Genomic DNA, 15,433 nt, shown 5'->3' on the forward strand with positions numbered 1-15,433 from the left:
CACCTTACAGAAGCAAGACCTCGCAGATGTGGGACCTCACAGATGTGGGTGCGTAATACGGTGACGTTTACGGGGCAAGTCCGGGCGTTAGCGAATTACCAAATCGCTAAAATGCTAGCCTTCCTCGCAAGCCCGCATCAATTCCCGGACGGTATGTTGACTGTTTGTTGGGCAGGGGATCTATCATGGTCTGGGTGCGTATCCTGGGAGCGCTTGGTCTCACTCTGGCGGCGGGCGGAGCACACGCTTCGTCCTTCATTGTTCTCGTTGCACCATCCTCGACGCCGTCCGTCGTCAAGCTCGGCGCGCCTGAACCGGTGAAGGTGGCTGGGAGCTCCTCGACGCAATCGATCGTGGCGCTCGGCGAAGCAGTGCCTGATGTCACCTATGAAAAAGTTGCTGCGATCCCGAGCCAGCCCAAGCCCAAGCATGATTTCATGCAAAGCCCGATGATCATTCGCGGCGGCATCGTCGGCGATGCCTTCGCAAAGCCGGCCCCGAGCGCCGCACCTGCCGCGACAACCGCTGCCGCACCTGGGGCGGCCACCAGATCCGACAAAAAGATAACGGCAACGAACAGCCCGCCTGAGCCGGCAACGCCGCAACCGACGCCCATTCCCGAGATCGAGCAGGCCAGATAGCCGTTCGAGGCTATGATAACGCTCGCGCTCAGCCGGCGATTTTCGAGAAATCCGCAACCTGGTCGGTCGCTGCCCGGACGCGTGCCAACAGTGCCAGACGATTGGCACGCACGGCTTGGTCCTCATCATTCACGAGAACGCGTTCAAAGAATGAATCAACCGGTTCGCGCAACGCGCTGAGCGCCAGCATGGCGGCGGAAAAGTCTTGGTTTTGAATCGCTTCGCCGGCTTCCTTCTCGGCCTGATTCACCGCGGCAAACAGCGCTTTCTCGGCCCCTTCCCGGAACAGAGCCGGCTCAGCACGTTCGGCAACCGTCGTTTTCTTCTTTTCCTCGGCGGCCAGAATGTTGGCCGCACGCTTGGTGCCGGCAAGCAGGTTCCTGCCGTCCTCGGTGTCGAGGAAGGAGCCAAGTGCTTGCACGCGGCGGACGATTTGCAGGAGGTCGTCGTTCGGCGATTGGCCAATCTCCCCCCTTGAGGGGGAGATGCCCGGCAGGGCAGAGGGGGGCGCGACAGGATGAGAGGTTGGCGGGACAGCGCCCCCCTCTGTCGGCTTCGCCGACATCTCCCCCTCTAGGGGGGAGATTGGGCGCGAGCCCGCTGACAACACCGCATCGATCAGATCATACCGCGCGCCCTGGTCACGGAGGTAGACCTTCAGGCGGTCGTGGAAGAAGGCGAGGAGATCGGCGCTAAAGGGCCGTCCGGACGCGAGATAGTTCGCCATCTGGTAAGCGCGGTCGAAGAGAGATGTCAGCGCAAGCCGGACACGATTCTCAACCAAAATCCTCACCACGCCCAGCGCCGCTCTTCTCAGCGCATAGGGATCCTTCGACCCCGTCGGCTTTTCGTCAATCGCCCAGAACCCGACGAGCGTATCGAGCTTGTCGGCGAGCGCGACGGCGACCGACACTGGATCTGTCGGCACGCGGTCGGATGGACCTTGCGGCTTGTAGTGTTCCTCAATTGCGGTGGCGACCGAGGGATGCTCGCCTTGCAGCAGCGCGTATTTGCGGCCCATAGCGCCCTGCAATTCGGGGAATTCGCCGACCACCTCGGTGGTGAGATCGGCCTTGGCCAACACCGCGGCGCGCCGTGCGAGTGCGGGAATCTCCCCCCTTGAGGGGGAGATGTCGCCGAAGGCGACAGAGGGGGTCGGTACGCCCTGACGCAACGCTCTCTCGCGGACAGAGGATGCCGGCGCTTCACGCGGGGCGACCCCCCCTGGCCTGCCGGCCATCTCCCCCTCAAGGGGGGAGATTGAACTCGCTACGATCGGCGCCAACTCGTTAGCAAGCCGTGCAATCCGCTCCACCCGCTCACCTTGGGTGCCGAGTTTGGCATGGAAGGTGACGCCGAGATGGTCGAGGCGGGCCATGCGCTGGTCGAGCGGCTTTTTGAGATCGAGCCCGAACTTTTCCGCCGATGCCTGCAACTGGTCGAGATCAGGCAGGTCGGCCTGGTCTGTCTTCCAGAAATAGAGCGCGTCGGACAGCCGCGCGCGCACCACCTTGCCGTTGCCGTAGGCGATCTCCTTGCCGCCATCCTTGGCCTCGATATTGGCGGTCAGGATGAAGCGGTTGGAAAGCTCTTCACCGACGCCCTGCGGCCGCGTGACGAAACACTTCTGGTTGGCGCGGATGGTCAGCCGGATCACCTCGGCCGGAATGGCGAGAAAGTCTTGCTCGAACTCGCCCATCAGCACCACAGGCCACTCGACCAAGCCTGACACTTCCTCGAGCAGCCCCTCGTCCTCGACAAGGTCGAGCCTGTTGGCGAAAGCGAGATTCCTGGCGTCGGAAAGGATGATCTCCTTTCGCCGGTCGGCGTCGAGCACGACCTTCGCCGCCTCCAGCTTGGCGGCATAGTCGTCGAAGCGGCGCACGGTGATCGCGCCCGGGGCGTGAAAACGATGGCCGTAGGTGATGTTGCCCGAGCGGATGCCGTCGATCTCGAAATCGACCACCACCGGCTCCTCGGTTTCCGGGCCGAAGGTGCAGAGGATGGACTGCAGCGGCCGCACCCAGCGCAACGATCCGGGTTTCGCCGAGGCCGGCCCCCAGCGCATCGATTTCGGCCATGGAAAGTCGCGAATGATGCCCGGCACCAACTCGGCGATGATCGCCTCGGCCGCCCGGCCCGGCTTCGCAATATGGGCGACATAGAAGTCTCCCTTCTTCGGATCGGCATGGATATGCGCCTCGGCGATCGAGGAGAGACCGGCCTTGCGCAGAAAACCCTGGACCGCTTGTTCGGGAGCCTTGGTCGAGGGCCCCTTGATCTCCTCGCTGATGTCCTTCGAGCGCGCGGTCACGCCGCGAATGTCGAGCGCGAGCCGCCGCGGCGTCCAATATTCGCGCGCCGCCTCATAGGTCAGCCCGGCCTCGACCAAACCGTCCGTCATCATCTTCTTCAGGTCGCCCGCCGCCTTGCGCTGCATGCGCGCGGGAATCTCTTCCGAACGGAGTTCTAAAAGCAGGTCGGGCATAAATTAGCTCCTCACCCTCCCCTTGATGGGGAGGGTCGGCGCGTCAGCGCCGGGGTGGGGTGGCGGCGTCTCGGTCACCAGCGCCCTCTGCGTTATCTCTCGGGGCGAAGGTGTGATTTCCGTTCTTCCACCGCCGCATAGATCGTATCAAGCACGGAATCCAGTTCGTTTTTTTACTTCACGGTTCCAGAAGCGGATCACGCGATAACCCTGGGTTTCGAACCGATTCGTTCGGACCTCATCATGGCGCTGCTGGTCATCAAAGCTGTGGTGGGCACCGTCGACTTCGATGATCAATTTCAGCCGACGGGACATGAAGTCCGGAAAGTAAATCCCGACGGATGCTTGTTTACGGAAGTGCGTGCCTTCCACGGGGATTCGCCAGAGATGCCGCCACAAGAGGCGTTCCTCATCGGTCATTGCCGCCCGAAGCCGTTGCGCAGACAGTTCGAACCGGTCAAGCTTCGGGATTGGCAAATCGCCCCGGCACCCCCACCCGCCGCTTCGCGGCGACCTCCCCCATCGAGGGGGAGGTAAAGAGGGCATAGCAACTCGGCTGGCTGCTGTCACCCTTCCCCATGCAATCGGCATGTTTACCAACGATTTCCAAAAATATTCTGCTGCCTGTCGGGTCGAAGCGGGGCTGTCCGTCCTTGGATCACAGATTTCCATGAACCGAACTCGGCGCTGAAGCGACCAACGCTCAGGCAGAGGACTATTGGCTGAACGACCATGAAGACGGCATCGACATTCCTGCAGATCCTCGCGCTCAGCGCCTGTTTCGCGGCGCAGGCTCATGGCACGTTCACGATGCCTGGTGTTAGACAGGCGGTGCGGACGATGGCTGGTTCCAGCGGCCAAGGCGTACTGCCAATCAGCGCTTCAGTCGAAATCGCAAATTGTCTCTGGAGCTAAGCCGCCAGCCCACCTGCCTGCGTCAGCAAAAACGCCTCGCCGCAGGCTTTCGCCAGATTGCGCACCCGCAAGATGTAGCTCTGCCGCTCGGTGACGGAAATCACGCCGCGCGCGTCGAGCAGGTTGAAGACGTGGCTGGCCTTGATGCACTGGTCATAGGCGGGGAATACCATCCGGTGGTTCCCCTCCCCCTTGAGGGGGGAGAAAGGCGCGCCGGCTTCGAGCAACGCCTTGCACTCCGCTTCGGCGTCCTCGAAATGCCGAAGCAGCATCGCGGTGTTGGCGAATTCGAAATTGTGCCGCGAATATTCCTGCTCGGCCTGCAGGAAGACGTCGCCATAGGTGACCTTGTCGGCGCCGTCGCGGCCGTTGAAGTTGAGGTCGTAGACATTGTCGACGCCCTGTACATACATGGCCAGCCGCTCCAGTCCGTAGGTAAGCTCGCCCGCCACCGGCGCGCATTCGATGCCGCAGACCTGTTGGAAATAGGTGAACTGTGACACTTCCATGCCATCGCACCAGCACTCCCAGCCCAGCCCCCAGGCGCCGAGCGTCGGGCTTTCCCAGTCGTCCTCGACGAAGCGGATGTCATGCAGAAGCGGATCGACGCCGATCGCCGCCAGCGAGCCGAGATAAAGCTCCTGCAGATTAGGCGGGTTCGGCTTCAGGATCACCTGGTATTGGTAATAGTGCTGCAGCCGGTTCGGGTTCTCGCCGTAGCGCCCGTCCTTGGGCCGGCGCGAAGGCTGCACATAGGCCGCGTTCCAGCGCTTTGGCCCGAGCGCGCGCAGTGTCGTCGCCGGGTGGAACGTGCCGGCGCCGACTTCCATGTCATAGGGCTGGAGAACGACGCAGCCATAGTCGGCCCAGTAGTTATGCAAGGTCAGGATCAGCCCCTGGAACGACCGGCTGGGATGCATATGGGCTGGGATATCAACGGTCACGGCGGCCTCGACGGAGCGGCGGGATGCGGCAACTGTTGGGTGAGACCGCATGATCTTGTCCGAAAAGTCTGCAACTTTTCGGGATCAGGCTCTAGAGCGCCGCCTGCCAAGCGTCAAGGCGAAGGGTCAGCCCTTCGGCGCGGGCGCCGGTTCGGGCTTGACCTTCGGAGTTTCCTGCGCCGTGTTGGATTCGATCGGCGGCAGGCCCTTCAGCAGTTTCTGCTGTAACGCGGCGAGCACGTCGGGATCCGGCTTCAGGTCGCGGGCCTGGTTCCACTGGAAGGTGGCTTCCAGCCTGCGGCCGACGCGCCAATAGGCATCGCCGAGGTGATCGTTCAGCACCGGATCTTCCGGCTTCAGCGACACGGCACGCTCCATTTCGCGCACAGCGTCTTCAAACCTGCCCAGGCGGAAATAGGCCCAGCCCAGCGAATCGACGATGTAGCCGTCGCTCGGCCTGAGGTCGACGGCCTTCTGGATCATCTGAAGGCCTTCCTCGAGGTTGATGTTCATGTCCACCCAGGAATAGCCGAGATAGTTCAGAACCTGCGGCTGGTCGGGGAACATTTCCAGCGCCTTGCGGAAATTCGGCTCGGCCTTCGGCCACTCCTTCAGCCGCTCATAGGCGATGCCGCGCTGGTAGAAAATGTTCCAGTCGGCGCGGGTCGGGGTCTTCAGCATCGCTACCGCCTTGTCATAGAGACCGGCCGCGGAGCGGAAATCCTCCTTCGAGGCATAGACGCCACCGAGCGCCTGATAGGCGCGCATGTCGTCGGGATGCGCTTCGACGAGGGCCTTCAGATGGGCGATGGCCTCGTCATAGCGGTCGAGATCGGCAAGGTTGAGGCCGAGCTGCAGTTCCGAAAGCGGCTTCAGCGGCGAACTGGCCGGGATGCGGCGATAGAAGGCGATGGCGCCCTCGCCGTCCTTCAACTGCTCGGAAACGGCGGCGAGTTGGACAAGGGCCGCGTCGCTGTCGGGCCGCAGTGCCAGGGCATATTGCAGATAGAGGCGGACGAACGGCTCGCCGCCACCGCGATTGAGCGCGGTGGCGAGATCAAGCAGTATTTCCGAGGCGCCGTCGGACGGGCCGGCAACGAAGGGTTCGACCTTCTCGCCCTTGGTGATCCTGTCGCGAAGCGCTGATATCTCAACCTTGCCGGGTGCAAATGCCTCGGCCTGATCGAGCACGGACAGCGCCTTGTCCTTGTCGCCCTTGCGGGCAAGGAAGGAGGCATAGGCCTGCGCATTCCGCATCCAGGTTTCGGGCGCCGCGCTACCGGTCGCGGTGTCCTGCAAGGTGGCGGCGTAGATCGCGTCCGCCTTTTCGGGCAGGCCCGACGCATCGGCGATCAGCGCGCGATGGAAGGATTTGAAGAGGCCGAACCAGTCCGGACCCTGCAGCCTGTCGATGGAGGACATGGCCTCGCTGGGGTCGCCGGCGCCCTGCTTGGCCCAGCCGGTCATAACGCCGGAGATCAGCCGGTCGAGGTCGGATTCGAGCGAAAGCTTGAGCCAGTACTCGGCCTTGGTGAAATCCTTTTTGTGAAAGGAACCGACGGCCAGCGCCAGGCGCGAGAACCGCTCGACGTCGGGAACCGCCTTGAGCTTGTCGGCATAGACCAGCGATTCTTCGAAGCGCCCTTGCGCGATCAGCGACAGCATCAGGCTTTGCTGCAACGAGGTATCACCGGGAGCGAAGGCGAGCGCCTGCTTGTAGTAGGCGATGGCGCTGTCGAGATCATTGTCGCCTTCGGCGACCCGCGCGGCAAGATAGGCGCCCGAGAACGACGTGATATTGACTGGCTCGGTGGTCTCTTTGGCATAGGCAGGCAAACCGGAGATCGCCATGCCCGTCACAATTGCCAGCCCTGTCAGCCAGCGCGCACATCCTTGCCGCATCGTATCCCTTTCAGTCAAAGCCATGGCCGCGTCAGCGGGATCGCCGTAGACTCGATCTTTTCCAGGCAAAGCATGGCCTTTTTGGGGTCATGCTTCAACCCGGCCGAATTCACAATCGGGTCATGCGATCAAAAACCAAGCGAGGAGCGCCAACTGCGACCGTCCAGCGCGCTTCGTTGAAGATTTCTGCGGCAGGCCGGATTTCTGTATACAGGTATCCCCATATCCGCTTGAACGCGCTGCACAGGCCGGCCCATCCACGATGCGTGAAATTCACGGTTTCCCCGAAGGTCTTGCCTCCAGCGACTGCATCGCCACGGTAATCAGAGCGTGCAGCCGCTCTTTAGGCACACCGTCGCGTGCCTGCACCGAGAGACCAAACAGAATCGTGGTGTAGTAATCACCCAGGACCTCCGGGTCCGTGTCCGGTTTGAGTTCCCCGTCCCGAATGCCCTTTCTCAGGCGTTCGACAATGAGTGTATTGCGCGCCCGGCGACGCTCAGCCAGCCAGCGTAGCACACCATCGTTTTCAACGGCGCAGTTGGTCGCCGCCGAGACTACCATGCAGCCCCGCGGCAAATCCGGCCTGGTATAGACTTCGATTGCATCGCGCAGCAACCGCTCGACAAACCGCCGAGCGGTCGGCTCCTCGGCAAGCGCCCGGGTGGCGAAGCTTCCTTCCCTGGTTTCGTAAAGAACGACAGCTTCCCGAAACAGGTTCTCCTTCGAGCCGAAGGCGGCATAGATACGCGGCGAGGCCAGACTAAGCGCCGACACGAGATCGGCCATCGAGGTGCCCTCATAGCCGCGCGTCCAGAAGGCGTCGCGGGCCTTCTCGAGCGCCTGGTCCCGATCGAACTCCCTTGGCCTTCCCGCCATTGCGGCCTCCATTTTTTATCAATCAACAAATAATCCGCTTGACTTCGGAATGCAAACTTAATTCTTTGTCGATCGATAAAGAATCATCAGCATGGAGATTGACATGAGTTCACTCGATCAAGGCGCACCGTTCGGCGCCGCGGCAACAGGAGGAGTCGGCGCGAAGCGCGGCGCCACGCTGGCATTGCTCGCCTTCGCGCAGCTTATCATCGCACTCGACCTCAACATCGTCTTCGTGGCGTTGCCGGAAATCGGCGCGGGGCTAGGCTTTTCGGGCCAGACCCTGCAATGGGTGGTCAGCGCCTACACCGTATTCACCGGCGGCTTCCTGCTGTTCGGCGGCCGCGCCGCCGACCTGATCGGCCAGCGCCGGATCTTTATCTTCGCGCTCTGGCTCTATGCGCTTTCGTCCCTGGTCGGCGGCTTCGCCTGGTCGCCGGAAATCATCATCGCGGCCCGTGCGGTGCAAGGCATCGGCGCCGCGTTCCTGTTCCCGGCCACGCTGTCACTGATCAATCGCCTGTTTGCCGAGGGGCCGGAACGCAACCGGGCGCTTGCGGTCTGGGGCGGCGCCGGAGCGAGTGGCCTGACGCTCGGCTCGCTGGCGGGAGGGCTTCTCACCAGCGCGTTCGGCTGGCCATCCGTCTTCTATGTCAACGTGTTTTTGGCTGGGATCGCCATCATAGCGGCTTTCGCCATCATTCCGCGTGACGGCAAGCGGCATGAACATCGCAGCTTCGATCTGCCGGGCGCGCTAACCGTCACTGCCGGTGCGACCCTGCTTGTCTTCACGCTGGTCCAGGGGCCCGAATATGGCTGGGGTCGGCCGCCATCGTCTTCAGCGCTGCACTGGCGGCATTCTTCCTGATCGCCTTCGCAGCGATAGAGGCAAGGAGCGCCGACCCGCTGATGCCGCTGCGCCTGTTCCACAACCGCAGCCTCGTCGCCGGCATGACGATCACCTTCCTCTTCATGGGGACTTTCGGCGCCCTGCCCTACTTCCTCACCGTGCTTTTACAGAACGTGCATGGCTTCACCGCCTTGCAGGCCGGCCTGGCGTTCCTGGTGCCATCAGTCGCCATCGCGGCCGGCACGCAGGTCGGCGAACGTCTGGCAACGCGTTTTTCGACGCGCGCCACGCTGGTTGGCGGCATGGTCATCGGGGCGATCGGGACGGCCTTGATCGTATCAGGTGCAAACGCCGACAGCAGCTATCTATCCCTCGTACCCGGCCTGATCATCTCCGGAGTCGGACAAGGCATCGTCTGGACCGCGATGTGGATCGCCGCCGCTTCGGGTGTTTCCCATGACGAGCAGGGTGTCGCGTCGGGGATGGCCTCCACCATGCTCAATGTCGGCAATGCGATCGGCATGGTGGTGTTGATCGCGATTGCCAACCGCAATGTCGGCGGATTGACAGGTGATGCCTTGAAGATCGCTGTCGCCGACGGCATCCAGGTCGCCTTCTGGCTCGCTGCGGCAGGCATCGTTTTCAGCCTGCTCGCTGCAATGGTTCTTCCGGGGAAACCAAAATGACGTGCGGACGCCGTGCCGGCCAAATATCGGCGATGCCTCTCAGTTCACCCGGCTGATGCAGAAATCGATGACGTCGATCAGCGCCGATTTCTGCGGCGTCGCTTCGAGCGGCGCCAGCGCGTCGCGGGCGATCTCGCCGAAATGGCCGGCGCGCCCGATCGTGTCGGCGATCGCGCCGTGGCGGGTCATCAATCCGATCGCCTTCTCCAGCCCGGTGCCGTCGGTGACATTGTCCTCTATGGCGCGCTTCCAGAAGGAGCGTTCCGCCTTGGTGCCGCGCCGGTAGGCGAGGATCACCGGCAGCGTCACCTTGCCTTCGCGAAAGTCGTCGCCGACATTCTTGCCCAGATCCTTGCTGGTGCCGCCATAATCCAGCGCATCGTCGATCAGCTGGAAGGCAAGGCCGAGATTCATGCCGTAGGAGCGCAGCGCCGCGCGATCGTTGCGCGTAGCCTGGGCGATGACCGGACCGACCTCGGCGGCGGCCGAGAACAGGGCCGCGGTCTTGGCCTTGATCACCGCGAAATGCTCATCCTCCGTGGTTTCGAGGTTCTTGGCGGCGGCGAGCTGCATCACCTCGCCCTCAGCAATGATCGAGGCGGCGCTGGACAGGATGTCGAGCGCTTCCAGCGAACCGACATCGACCATCATGCGGAAAGCCTGGCCAAGCAGGAAATCGCCGACCAGCACGCTCGCCTGGTTGCCCCAGATCATACGGGCGGTCTTCTTGCCGCGCCGCATGCCGCTCTCGTCGACGACATCGTCGTGGAGGAGCGTGGCGGTGTGCATGAACTCGACCGATGTAGCGAGCTTGACGTGGCCCTCGCCGGAATAGCCGAACATCTGGGCCGAGGCGAGCGTCAGCATCGGCCTCAGCCGCTTGCCACCGGAAGAGATCAGGTGGTTGGCAATCTCCGGGATCATCTCGACGTCGGAACCGGCCTTCGACAGGATCAATTTGTTGACACGCCCCATATCGGTCGACGTCAGGTCGATGAGATCCTTTATGGAGGCGGCATCGCGCTTCCCGTTTTCGATGTTGAGAACGACACCCACCACAAACACTCCCGTCCAGAAGTCACGCGCACGACGGCACCCCGATCCCGCGGCAGACTCTAGGGCGGTACCCACGGGCACGGCAAGAGGCGAATTGGCGCGGTCGAGGCTGGCGTCCGGAGCCACCCACATTTACATAAACGCTGCAACCTGCGAGTTTCGCCCGATGATAGAGCTTATCCGCACCAACGATGCCGTGATCATTTCCTTTGTCGAATCGCTGATGCGCGATGCCGGCATCGGCTGTTTCGTCGCCGACCAGAACATGAGCGTGCTCGACGGTTCGATCGGCATCCTGCCCAGGCGCATCCTGGTTGACGCCGACCAGGCCGATGCGGCGCGGCGCATCCTGACGGATGCCGGCATCGCCAACGAGATCCGCCAGACATAATGTCCGCGGCGCGCGCCACCCTTGTCCAGGACACGCCGGCCCATACGGTCGATGCCTTCCATCGCGGGCGGTTCTGGCTGGTGCAGCCGAAACAAGCCGGCCATCGCGCCGGCATGGACGCCATGATGCTGGCCGCTGCCGTGCCCTCCTCCTTCGCCGGGCGCCTTGCCGATTTCGGCGCGGGCGCTGGCGCCGCAGGCCTGGCCGTGCTGTCGCGCTGTCCTGATGCCGAGGCCGTGCTCATCGAACGGTCTCCGGAAATGGCAGCCTTCGCCGCAACGACGCTTGCCCATCCCGGCAATGCGCATCTCAACGACCGCGCCTCGGTGCTCGCCGCGGACGTTGCGCTGTCGGGCCAAGCGCGAACAGCCACTGGGCTTGCCGACAACTCCTTCGATTTCGTCATCATGAACCCGCCCTTCAACGCCGCCGAGGATCGCGCCACGCCCGACCCGCTCAGGAAGGCGGCGCATGTCATGGAGGATCGGCTGTTCGACAGCTGGATCCGAAGTGCGGCTGCCGTGGTCAGGCCGCGCGGCGGTCTTGCCGTGATTGCCAGGCCCGATCAGCTCGGCGCCATCCTCGATGCGATATCAGGCCGCTTCGGCGACGCCGAGATGCTGTCCGTCCACCCTCGCCCCGAAGCAGCGGCGATCCGCATCGTCGTCAGGGCAATACTCGGCTCACGCGGAAAACTGTCGATCCGCCCGCCGCTGATGCTGCATGCGCGATCGGGCGACGGACCAACGGAGCGGACCGAGATGATCAATAACGGGCTGGCTTCGCTGTTCGGCGACTGAGCCTTTTCTACCAGCAAGCGGCGCGGGCATTGCCGTTGGCCGGCGAATCCCTACATGCCTTCAAGCCAATTGACCGGAGACCCCGTGAAACGCTTCCTAAACCGCCTGCTGCCGAAATCCTGGCGCTCCGACATCGTCGTTATTCCTGTTATCCGGCTGCACGGTACGATCATGCCCGGCGGCGGCCAGTTCCGGCCGAGCCTGTCGCTCGCGTCCACTGCCGGCCCTATCGAGAAGGCGTTTTCCTTCGATGCGCCCGTGGTCGCCATTTCGATCAATTCGCCAGGTGGCTCGCCAGTGCAGTCGCGGCTGATCTTCAGACGCATCCGCGATCTGGCGACCGAGAAGAACAAAAAGGTTCTGGTCTTCGTCGAGGACGTGGCGGCTTCGGGCGGCTACATGATAGCGATTGCCGGCGACGAGATCTTTGCCGATCCGTCCTCCATCGTCGGTTCGATCGGCGTGGTGTCGGCCTCGTTCGGCTTTCCCGAGCTGTTGAAGAAGATCGGCGTCGAGCGCCGCGTCCATACTGCCGGCCAGAACAAGGCGGTGCTCGATCCGTTCAAGCCCGAGAAGAAGGAAGATATCGAACGGCTGAAGGCGCTGCAGCTCGATGTCCACGAGACCTTTATCGATCTCGTCAAGGACCGGCGCGGCCCTAAGCTCAAGGACGACCCGGACCTGTTCACCGGCCTGTTCTGGACCGGTAAGAAGGGGCTGGAGCTCGGCCTTGTCGATGCGCTCGGCGATATGCGCAGCGTGCTGAAGACCCGTTTCGGGCCAAAGACCCAGCTCAAACTGATCACGGCGCCGCGGGGCCTGTTCGGCCGGTTCGGCTGGTTCGGCTCGAGCAGAGCGGGTTTTTCGGCGCCCGAGATCGCCGCGGCTGCCGCAAGCAGCGTGATCGATGCGGCGGAAGAGCGCGCATTATGGGCGCGCTTCGGGCTTTGAAAAGCCGGTAAAAGCGTTTAGCTTGAAAGCTTGAGCGACCCGACCGGCCGCCGCAGTCGGCCTTGTGAGGGAGGAGTTTGACATGCCACAGATCATTTTCTTCATCACCGTCGGCCTGCTCGCCTATTTCGGCTATCGCTCCTTCGTCAGGGAAGCTGAGCGCGTGACGGCCAAGATACGGCGCACCGAAAAGCAGGCTACCAACGGCACAATGGGCACGTTGGTCAAGGACCCGAAGACCGGCGAATACCGGCTGGCCAAGGACTGACATCATCCCCCTCGCGACTGACCCCGTGGAATCCGGCATCACTGTCCGGGCGTGGCATGCGCACGCCAAGATAAATCTCGCGCTGCACGTCACCGGCAGGCGCGCCGACGGCTATCACATGATCGAGAGCCTGGCGGTGTTCACGCGCTTCGGCGACAGGATCGAGATCGAACTTGCCGACAGCGACGGGTTTTCCGCGTCGGGCCGATACGTCTCCGCGGTCCCGCTCGACGACAGCAACCTAGCCGTCAAAGCGCGCGACGCGCTGCGAAAGCAGGCCGGTCCGGCGCAAACGCCGCCGGTCGCCATCAGGCTCGAAAAGAACCTGCCGGTCGCATCCGGCGTCGGCGGCGGGTCGAGCGACGCCGCAACGGTGTTGCGCGGGCTCGCTGAGATATGGAGGCTGGATCTCAACGACGCCGAACTGGCGCGGATCGGCCTCTCGCTGGGCGCCGACGTTCCCATGTGCCTTGCGGCAAAGCCGCTGATCGCGCTCGGCATTGGCGAAGAGTTGTCGGCCGTGCCGGGCTTTCCGGCACTCGGGCTGGTCCTCGTCAATCCCGGCACCGCCGTCTCCACGGCCGAGGTGTTCAATGCCCTTTCTGATCGCCACAATGAGGGCCTGCCGCCGCTGCCGCGCGACCTCGACTTCCACAGCATCCGCAACTGGCTGGAGATTACGCGCAACGATCTCGAGCCCGCGGCGCGGGCAATCCAACCCGCCATCGGCAAGGCGCTTTCGGTGCTCAACAAGGCTGGAGCGGGGTTCACCCGGATGTCGGGTTCCGGCGCGACCTGCTTCGGGCTGTTTGAGACTGGCAATGTCGCCAAGCGCGCGGCCGTCGATATCCGCAGCCGCCATCCCGACTGGTTCGTCGCCGCAACGCGAACCATGACATCTGAGGCTGACACGCATGGCCAGGATTGACGAGAGCCGTTCCTTCATTCCCGTGCGCATCGCGGTGCTGACCGTTTCCGATACGCGCAGCCTCGCCGACGACAAATCCGGCCAGACGCTGGTCGACCGCATCGTGGAGACCGGCCATTTACTGGCCGCCCGCGACATCGTCACCGACGACCGCGAGAAAATTCGAGACAAGGTTCTGGGCTGGTCGAGGGACGAAGCGATCGATGTCGTCATCACCACCGGCGGCACCGGCTTTACCGGTCGCGATGTGACGCCGGAGGCGCTGGAGCCGATCTTCGAAAAGCGCATGGACGGCTTTTCTGAAGTGTTCCACCGCATTTCCTACGACAAGATCGGCACTTCGACGATCCAGAGTCGGGCGACCGGCGGCGTCGTCAACGCGACCTTCGTTTTCGTGCTGCCGGGTTCGCCCGGCGCCTGCAAGGACGCCTGGGACGGCATTTTGAAGCCGCAGCTCGACTACCGGCACATGCCCTGCAACTTCGTCGAGATCATGCCGCGCTTGGACGAACATCTGCGGCGCGGCGGGACCAAGACAAGTTAGGCCAAGCTCCCAAGGCTGTTTCGGGGCCAAAATCAGCGAATAACCGGCTCGCCGTGGAACCGCCGGCGCGAGGGCGGCGAAACGCCGAAGCCGACTTCCATCATCAGCCGCGGCTTGCGCGTCGGCACTGTGCCCATGTGGAAGCCGAAGGGATCCTCGACAAAGCCCAAACCTGCCTCGCCGGTCAGCGTAATCGGGCTCTGCGCGCCGTAGACGTTCAGAACCTCTTCCGCGGGATGGCCGACGAGGAGCGTCAATTGGTGCTTGAGGGCGCGGCGGTTGTGGCTGCCGCGGACATAGACATGCGGACCAGTCCCGGAATCGACCGGATTGAGATAGAAGAAGAATTTCAGCATCCGCCAATCGTCGAGATCGAAGTGGTATTTGCCAAGCGACGCCAGGTTCTTCTCGGCGTCGGAGACGGAGCTCGTCGGAAAGCTCCACCAGACGCGCGTGGTGATCAGCTTCGCCTGGCCGCCGAGATAATGGGCGGCGATGTCGAGAAGCAGCGGATCGCGCTGCACGGTAAGCGCAGCATTGCAGTCGAGAACCCGCTCGAAAAAGTGGCCGCTGAGCAAGGGACGGCCGAAGTGCTTCTCGGCGTCGGCGTGCTCGGCCGGCAGGAACTCCAGCCGTCGGTCGAAATTGCCGAAGCAAGGCGTGCGCTGCGCAAAGCTGGCGATCTCCTGGTGGACCGACGACGGCAGGGCAAGCCCGGAAAAGAGGCCGTCCGAGCGGAGCGCGCCGACCACGGCATCACGGTCGACGCCGGTGAACATCGTCTCCTCAGCTTTTTGTGCCGGTCGAACCGGTTTTGCGCCACGCCAATGCAACCGCCGCCCCGGCATGGTGCGCGCCAGCATGAACATCGGCAGCCATGCCGGATTCTCGCGAACATCCGACAGATAGGTTGGAATCCGCACGGCAATGCGGCGCAGCAGGCTGCCGTTTCGAGCGATCGACTCGAGGCTTGCAGCACCGGATTTGTCAGGGCTTGAAAGGGCCATCAGGATCCTCAGCTATGAGGGCAGCGTCGACGAAGCGTCGGCCGCTCACCGCTCAGGCGTTACCCATACCGATCCGCCCGCATTATAGGAATGGTAACCCCCGGTCAGATTTTGTGCAATGCACAATAAAAGGAGCTGTCGCAAACTTTCCGGCAAGCTTGACAGAGCATTAAGGCTCGTTGA

At 63.0% G+C, this 15,433-nt stretch carries 16 protein-coding genes; 9 read left to right on the forward strand and 7 right to left on the reverse strand.

Annotated features, from left to right (window positions below; all coding sequences use genetic code 11):
* Positions 1-185 precede the first annotated feature (185 nt).
* Entirely contained in the window at positions 186-641 is a 456-nt protein-coding gene (locus A9K68_RS25685; RefSeq protein WP_065006197.1) for a hypothetical protein, read from the forward strand.
* 28 nt (positions 642-669) lie between these two features.
* Here A9K68_RS25685 and glyS read toward each other — a convergent pair whose 3' ends face one another.
* From glyS to A9K68_RS25710, 5 genes are all read right to left on the reverse strand, one after another.
* On the reverse strand, positions 670-3,129 hold the full coding sequence (gene glyS / locus A9K68_RS25690; protein ID WP_065006195.1) for a glycine--tRNA ligase subunit beta: 2,460 nt from the start codon (positions 3,127-3,129) through the stop codon (positions 670-672).
* A 147-nt stretch (positions 3,130-3,276) separates the two neighbouring features.
* A complete protein-coding gene (locus A9K68_RS25695) occupies positions 3,277-3,549 on the reverse strand; it encodes a DUF559 domain-containing protein (RefSeq protein ID WP_163603073.1) in 273 nt (90 codons plus the stop codon).
* A 491-nt stretch (positions 3,550-4,040) separates the two neighbouring features.
* Complete coding sequence (locus A9K68_RS25700) at positions 4,041-4,988, reverse strand: glycine--tRNA ligase subunit alpha (RefSeq protein ID WP_065006193.1); 948 nt, start codon at positions 4,986-4,988, stop codon at positions 4,041-4,043.
* Positions 4,989-5,114: 126 nt separating this feature from the next.
* The gene (locus A9K68_RS25705; RefSeq protein WP_065006192.1) at positions 5,115-6,890 is read right to left on the reverse strand and encodes a tetratricopeptide repeat protein; all 1,776 of its coding nucleotides are present in this window, start codon (positions 6,888-6,890) and stop codon (positions 5,115-5,117) included.
* 273 nt (positions 6,891-7,163) lie between these two features.
* Positions 7,164-7,769 carry a TetR/AcrR family transcriptional regulator gene (locus A9K68_RS25710; protein WP_065006301.1) on the reverse strand — a complete coding sequence of 202 codons (606 nt, stop codon included), beginning with the start codon at positions 7,767-7,769 and terminating at the stop codon, positions 7,164-7,166.
* Positions 7,770-7,872: 103 nt separating this feature from the next.
* On the opposite strand from A9K68_RS25710, the gene A9K68_RS31900 reads away from it, so the two are divergent.
* Positions 7,873-8,637, forward strand: coding sequence for an MFS transporter (locus tag A9K68_RS31900; RefSeq protein ID WP_246811235.1), 765 nt, complete (start codon positions 7,873-7,875; stop codon positions 8,635-8,637).
* A 14-nt stretch (positions 8,638-8,651) separates the two neighbouring features.
* Positions 8,652-9,305: an MFS transporter gene (locus A9K68_RS31905; RefSeq protein WP_348640729.1), complete on the forward strand. Its 654-nt coding sequence runs from the start codon at positions 8,652-8,654 to the stop codon at positions 9,303-9,305.
* A gap of 39 nt (positions 9,306-9,344) precedes the next feature.
* Here the strand turns inward: A9K68_RS31905 and A9K68_RS25720 are convergent, their stop codons facing one another.
* Positions 9,345-10,361 carry a polyprenyl synthetase family protein gene (locus A9K68_RS25720; protein WP_065006300.1) on the reverse strand — a complete coding sequence of 339 codons (1,017 nt, stop codon included), beginning with the start codon at positions 10,359-10,361 and terminating at the stop codon, positions 9,345-9,347.
* A 166-nt stretch (positions 10,362-10,527) separates the two neighbouring features.
* Here A9K68_RS25720 and A9K68_RS25725 point away from each other — a divergent pair, with 166 nt between their 5' ends.
* The 6 genes from A9K68_RS25725 (at position 10,528) to moaB (ending at position 14,243) form a co-directional block, all read left to right on the forward strand.
* Positions 10,528-10,752: a DUF2007 domain-containing protein gene (locus A9K68_RS25725; RefSeq protein ID WP_029355541.1), complete on the forward strand. Its 225-nt coding sequence runs from the start codon at positions 10,528-10,530 to the stop codon at positions 10,750-10,752.
* The gene (locus A9K68_RS25730) at positions 10,752-11,552 is read left to right on the forward strand and encodes a tRNA1(Val) (adenine(37)-N6)-methyltransferase (RefSeq protein WP_065006191.1); all 801 of its coding nucleotides are present in this window, start codon (positions 10,752-10,754) and stop codon (positions 11,550-11,552) included. Before A9K68_RS25725 ends, A9K68_RS25730 begins: the two co-directional genes overlap by 1 nt.
* 84 nt (positions 11,553-11,636) lie before the next feature.
* Entirely contained in the window at positions 11,637-12,503 is an 867-nt protein-coding gene (locus tag A9K68_RS25735) for a S49 family peptidase (RefSeq protein WP_065006299.1), read from the forward strand.
* A gap of 82 nt (positions 12,504-12,585) precedes the next feature.
* Positions 12,586-12,771: a hypothetical protein gene (locus tag A9K68_RS25740; RefSeq protein WP_065006190.1), complete on the forward strand. Its 186-nt coding sequence runs from the start codon at positions 12,586-12,588 to the stop codon at positions 12,769-12,771.
* Positions 12,772-12,796: 25 nt separating this feature from the next.
* The gene (locus A9K68_RS25745; protein ID WP_065006189.1) at positions 12,797-13,699 is read left to right on the forward strand and encodes a 4-(cytidine 5'-diphospho)-2-C-methyl-D-erythritol kinase; all 903 of its coding nucleotides are present in this window, start codon (positions 12,797-12,799) and stop codon (positions 13,697-13,699) included.
* Complete coding sequence (gene moaB / locus A9K68_RS25750) at positions 13,686-14,243, forward strand: molybdenum cofactor biosynthesis protein B (protein ID WP_065006188.1); 558 nt, start codon at positions 13,686-13,688, stop codon at positions 14,241-14,243. Before A9K68_RS25745 ends, moaB begins: the two co-directional genes overlap by 14 nt.
* 32 nt (positions 14,244-14,275) lie before the next feature.
* Here moaB and A9K68_RS25755 read toward each other — a convergent pair whose 3' ends face one another.
* Positions 14,276-15,250 (reverse strand): hypothetical protein, encoded by a 975-nt coding sequence (locus A9K68_RS25755; RefSeq protein WP_065006187.1) that lies wholly within the window; start codon positions 15,248-15,250, stop codon positions 14,276-14,278.
* Positions 15,251-15,433: the final 183 nt, after the last annotated feature.

This window comes from Mesorhizobium sp. AA22, assembly GCF_001672375.2.
Lineage (GTDB): Bacteria > Pseudomonadota > Alphaproteobacteria > Rhizobiales > Rhizobiaceae > Mesorhizobium > Mesorhizobium wenxiniae.

Excerpts from the sequence above, each read along its gene's own strand:
- A9K68_RS25725 (WP_029355541.1), top strand. The coding sequence starts at position 10,528 with ATGATAGAGCTTATCCGCACCAACGATGCCGTGATCATTTCCTTTGTC.
- A9K68_RS31900 (WP_246811235.1), top strand. The coding sequence starts at position 7,873 with ATGAGTTCACTCGATCAAGGCGCACCGTTCGGCGCCGCGGCAACAGGA.
- A9K68_RS25755 (WP_065006187.1), bottom strand. The coding sequence starts at position 15,250 with ATGGCCCTTTCAAGCCCTGACAAATCCGGTGCTGCAAGCCTCGAGTCG.
- A9K68_RS25685 (WP_065006197.1), top strand. The coding sequence starts at position 186 with ATGGTCTGGGTGCGTATCCTGGGAGCGCTTGGTCTCACTCTGGCGGCG.
- glyS (WP_065006195.1), bottom strand. The coding sequence starts at position 3,129 with ATGCCCGACCTGCTTTTAGAACTCCGTTCGGAAGAGATTCCCGCGCGC.
- moaB (WP_065006188.1), top strand. The coding sequence starts at position 13,686 with ATGGCCAGGATTGACGAGAGCCGTTCCTTCATTCCCGTGCGCATCGCG.
- A9K68_RS25740 (WP_065006190.1), top strand. The coding sequence starts at position 12,586 with ATGCCACAGATCATTTTCTTCATCACCGTCGGCCTGCTCGCCTATTTC.
- A9K68_RS25695 (WP_163603073.1), bottom strand. The coding sequence starts at position 3,549 with ATGACCGATGAGGAACGCCTCTTGTGGCGGCATCTCTGGCGAATCCCC.
- A9K68_RS25730 (WP_065006191.1), top strand. The coding sequence starts at position 10,752 with ATGTCCGCGGCGCGCGCCACCCTTGTCCAGGACACGCCGGCCCATACG.
- A9K68_RS25705 (WP_065006192.1), bottom strand. The coding sequence starts at position 6,890 with ATGCGGCAAGGATGTGCGCGCTGGCTGACAGGGCTGGCAATTGTGACG.
- A9K68_RS25710 (WP_065006301.1), bottom strand. The coding sequence starts at position 7,769 with ATGGCGGGAAGGCCAAGGGAGTTCGATCGGGACCAGGCGCTCGAGAAG.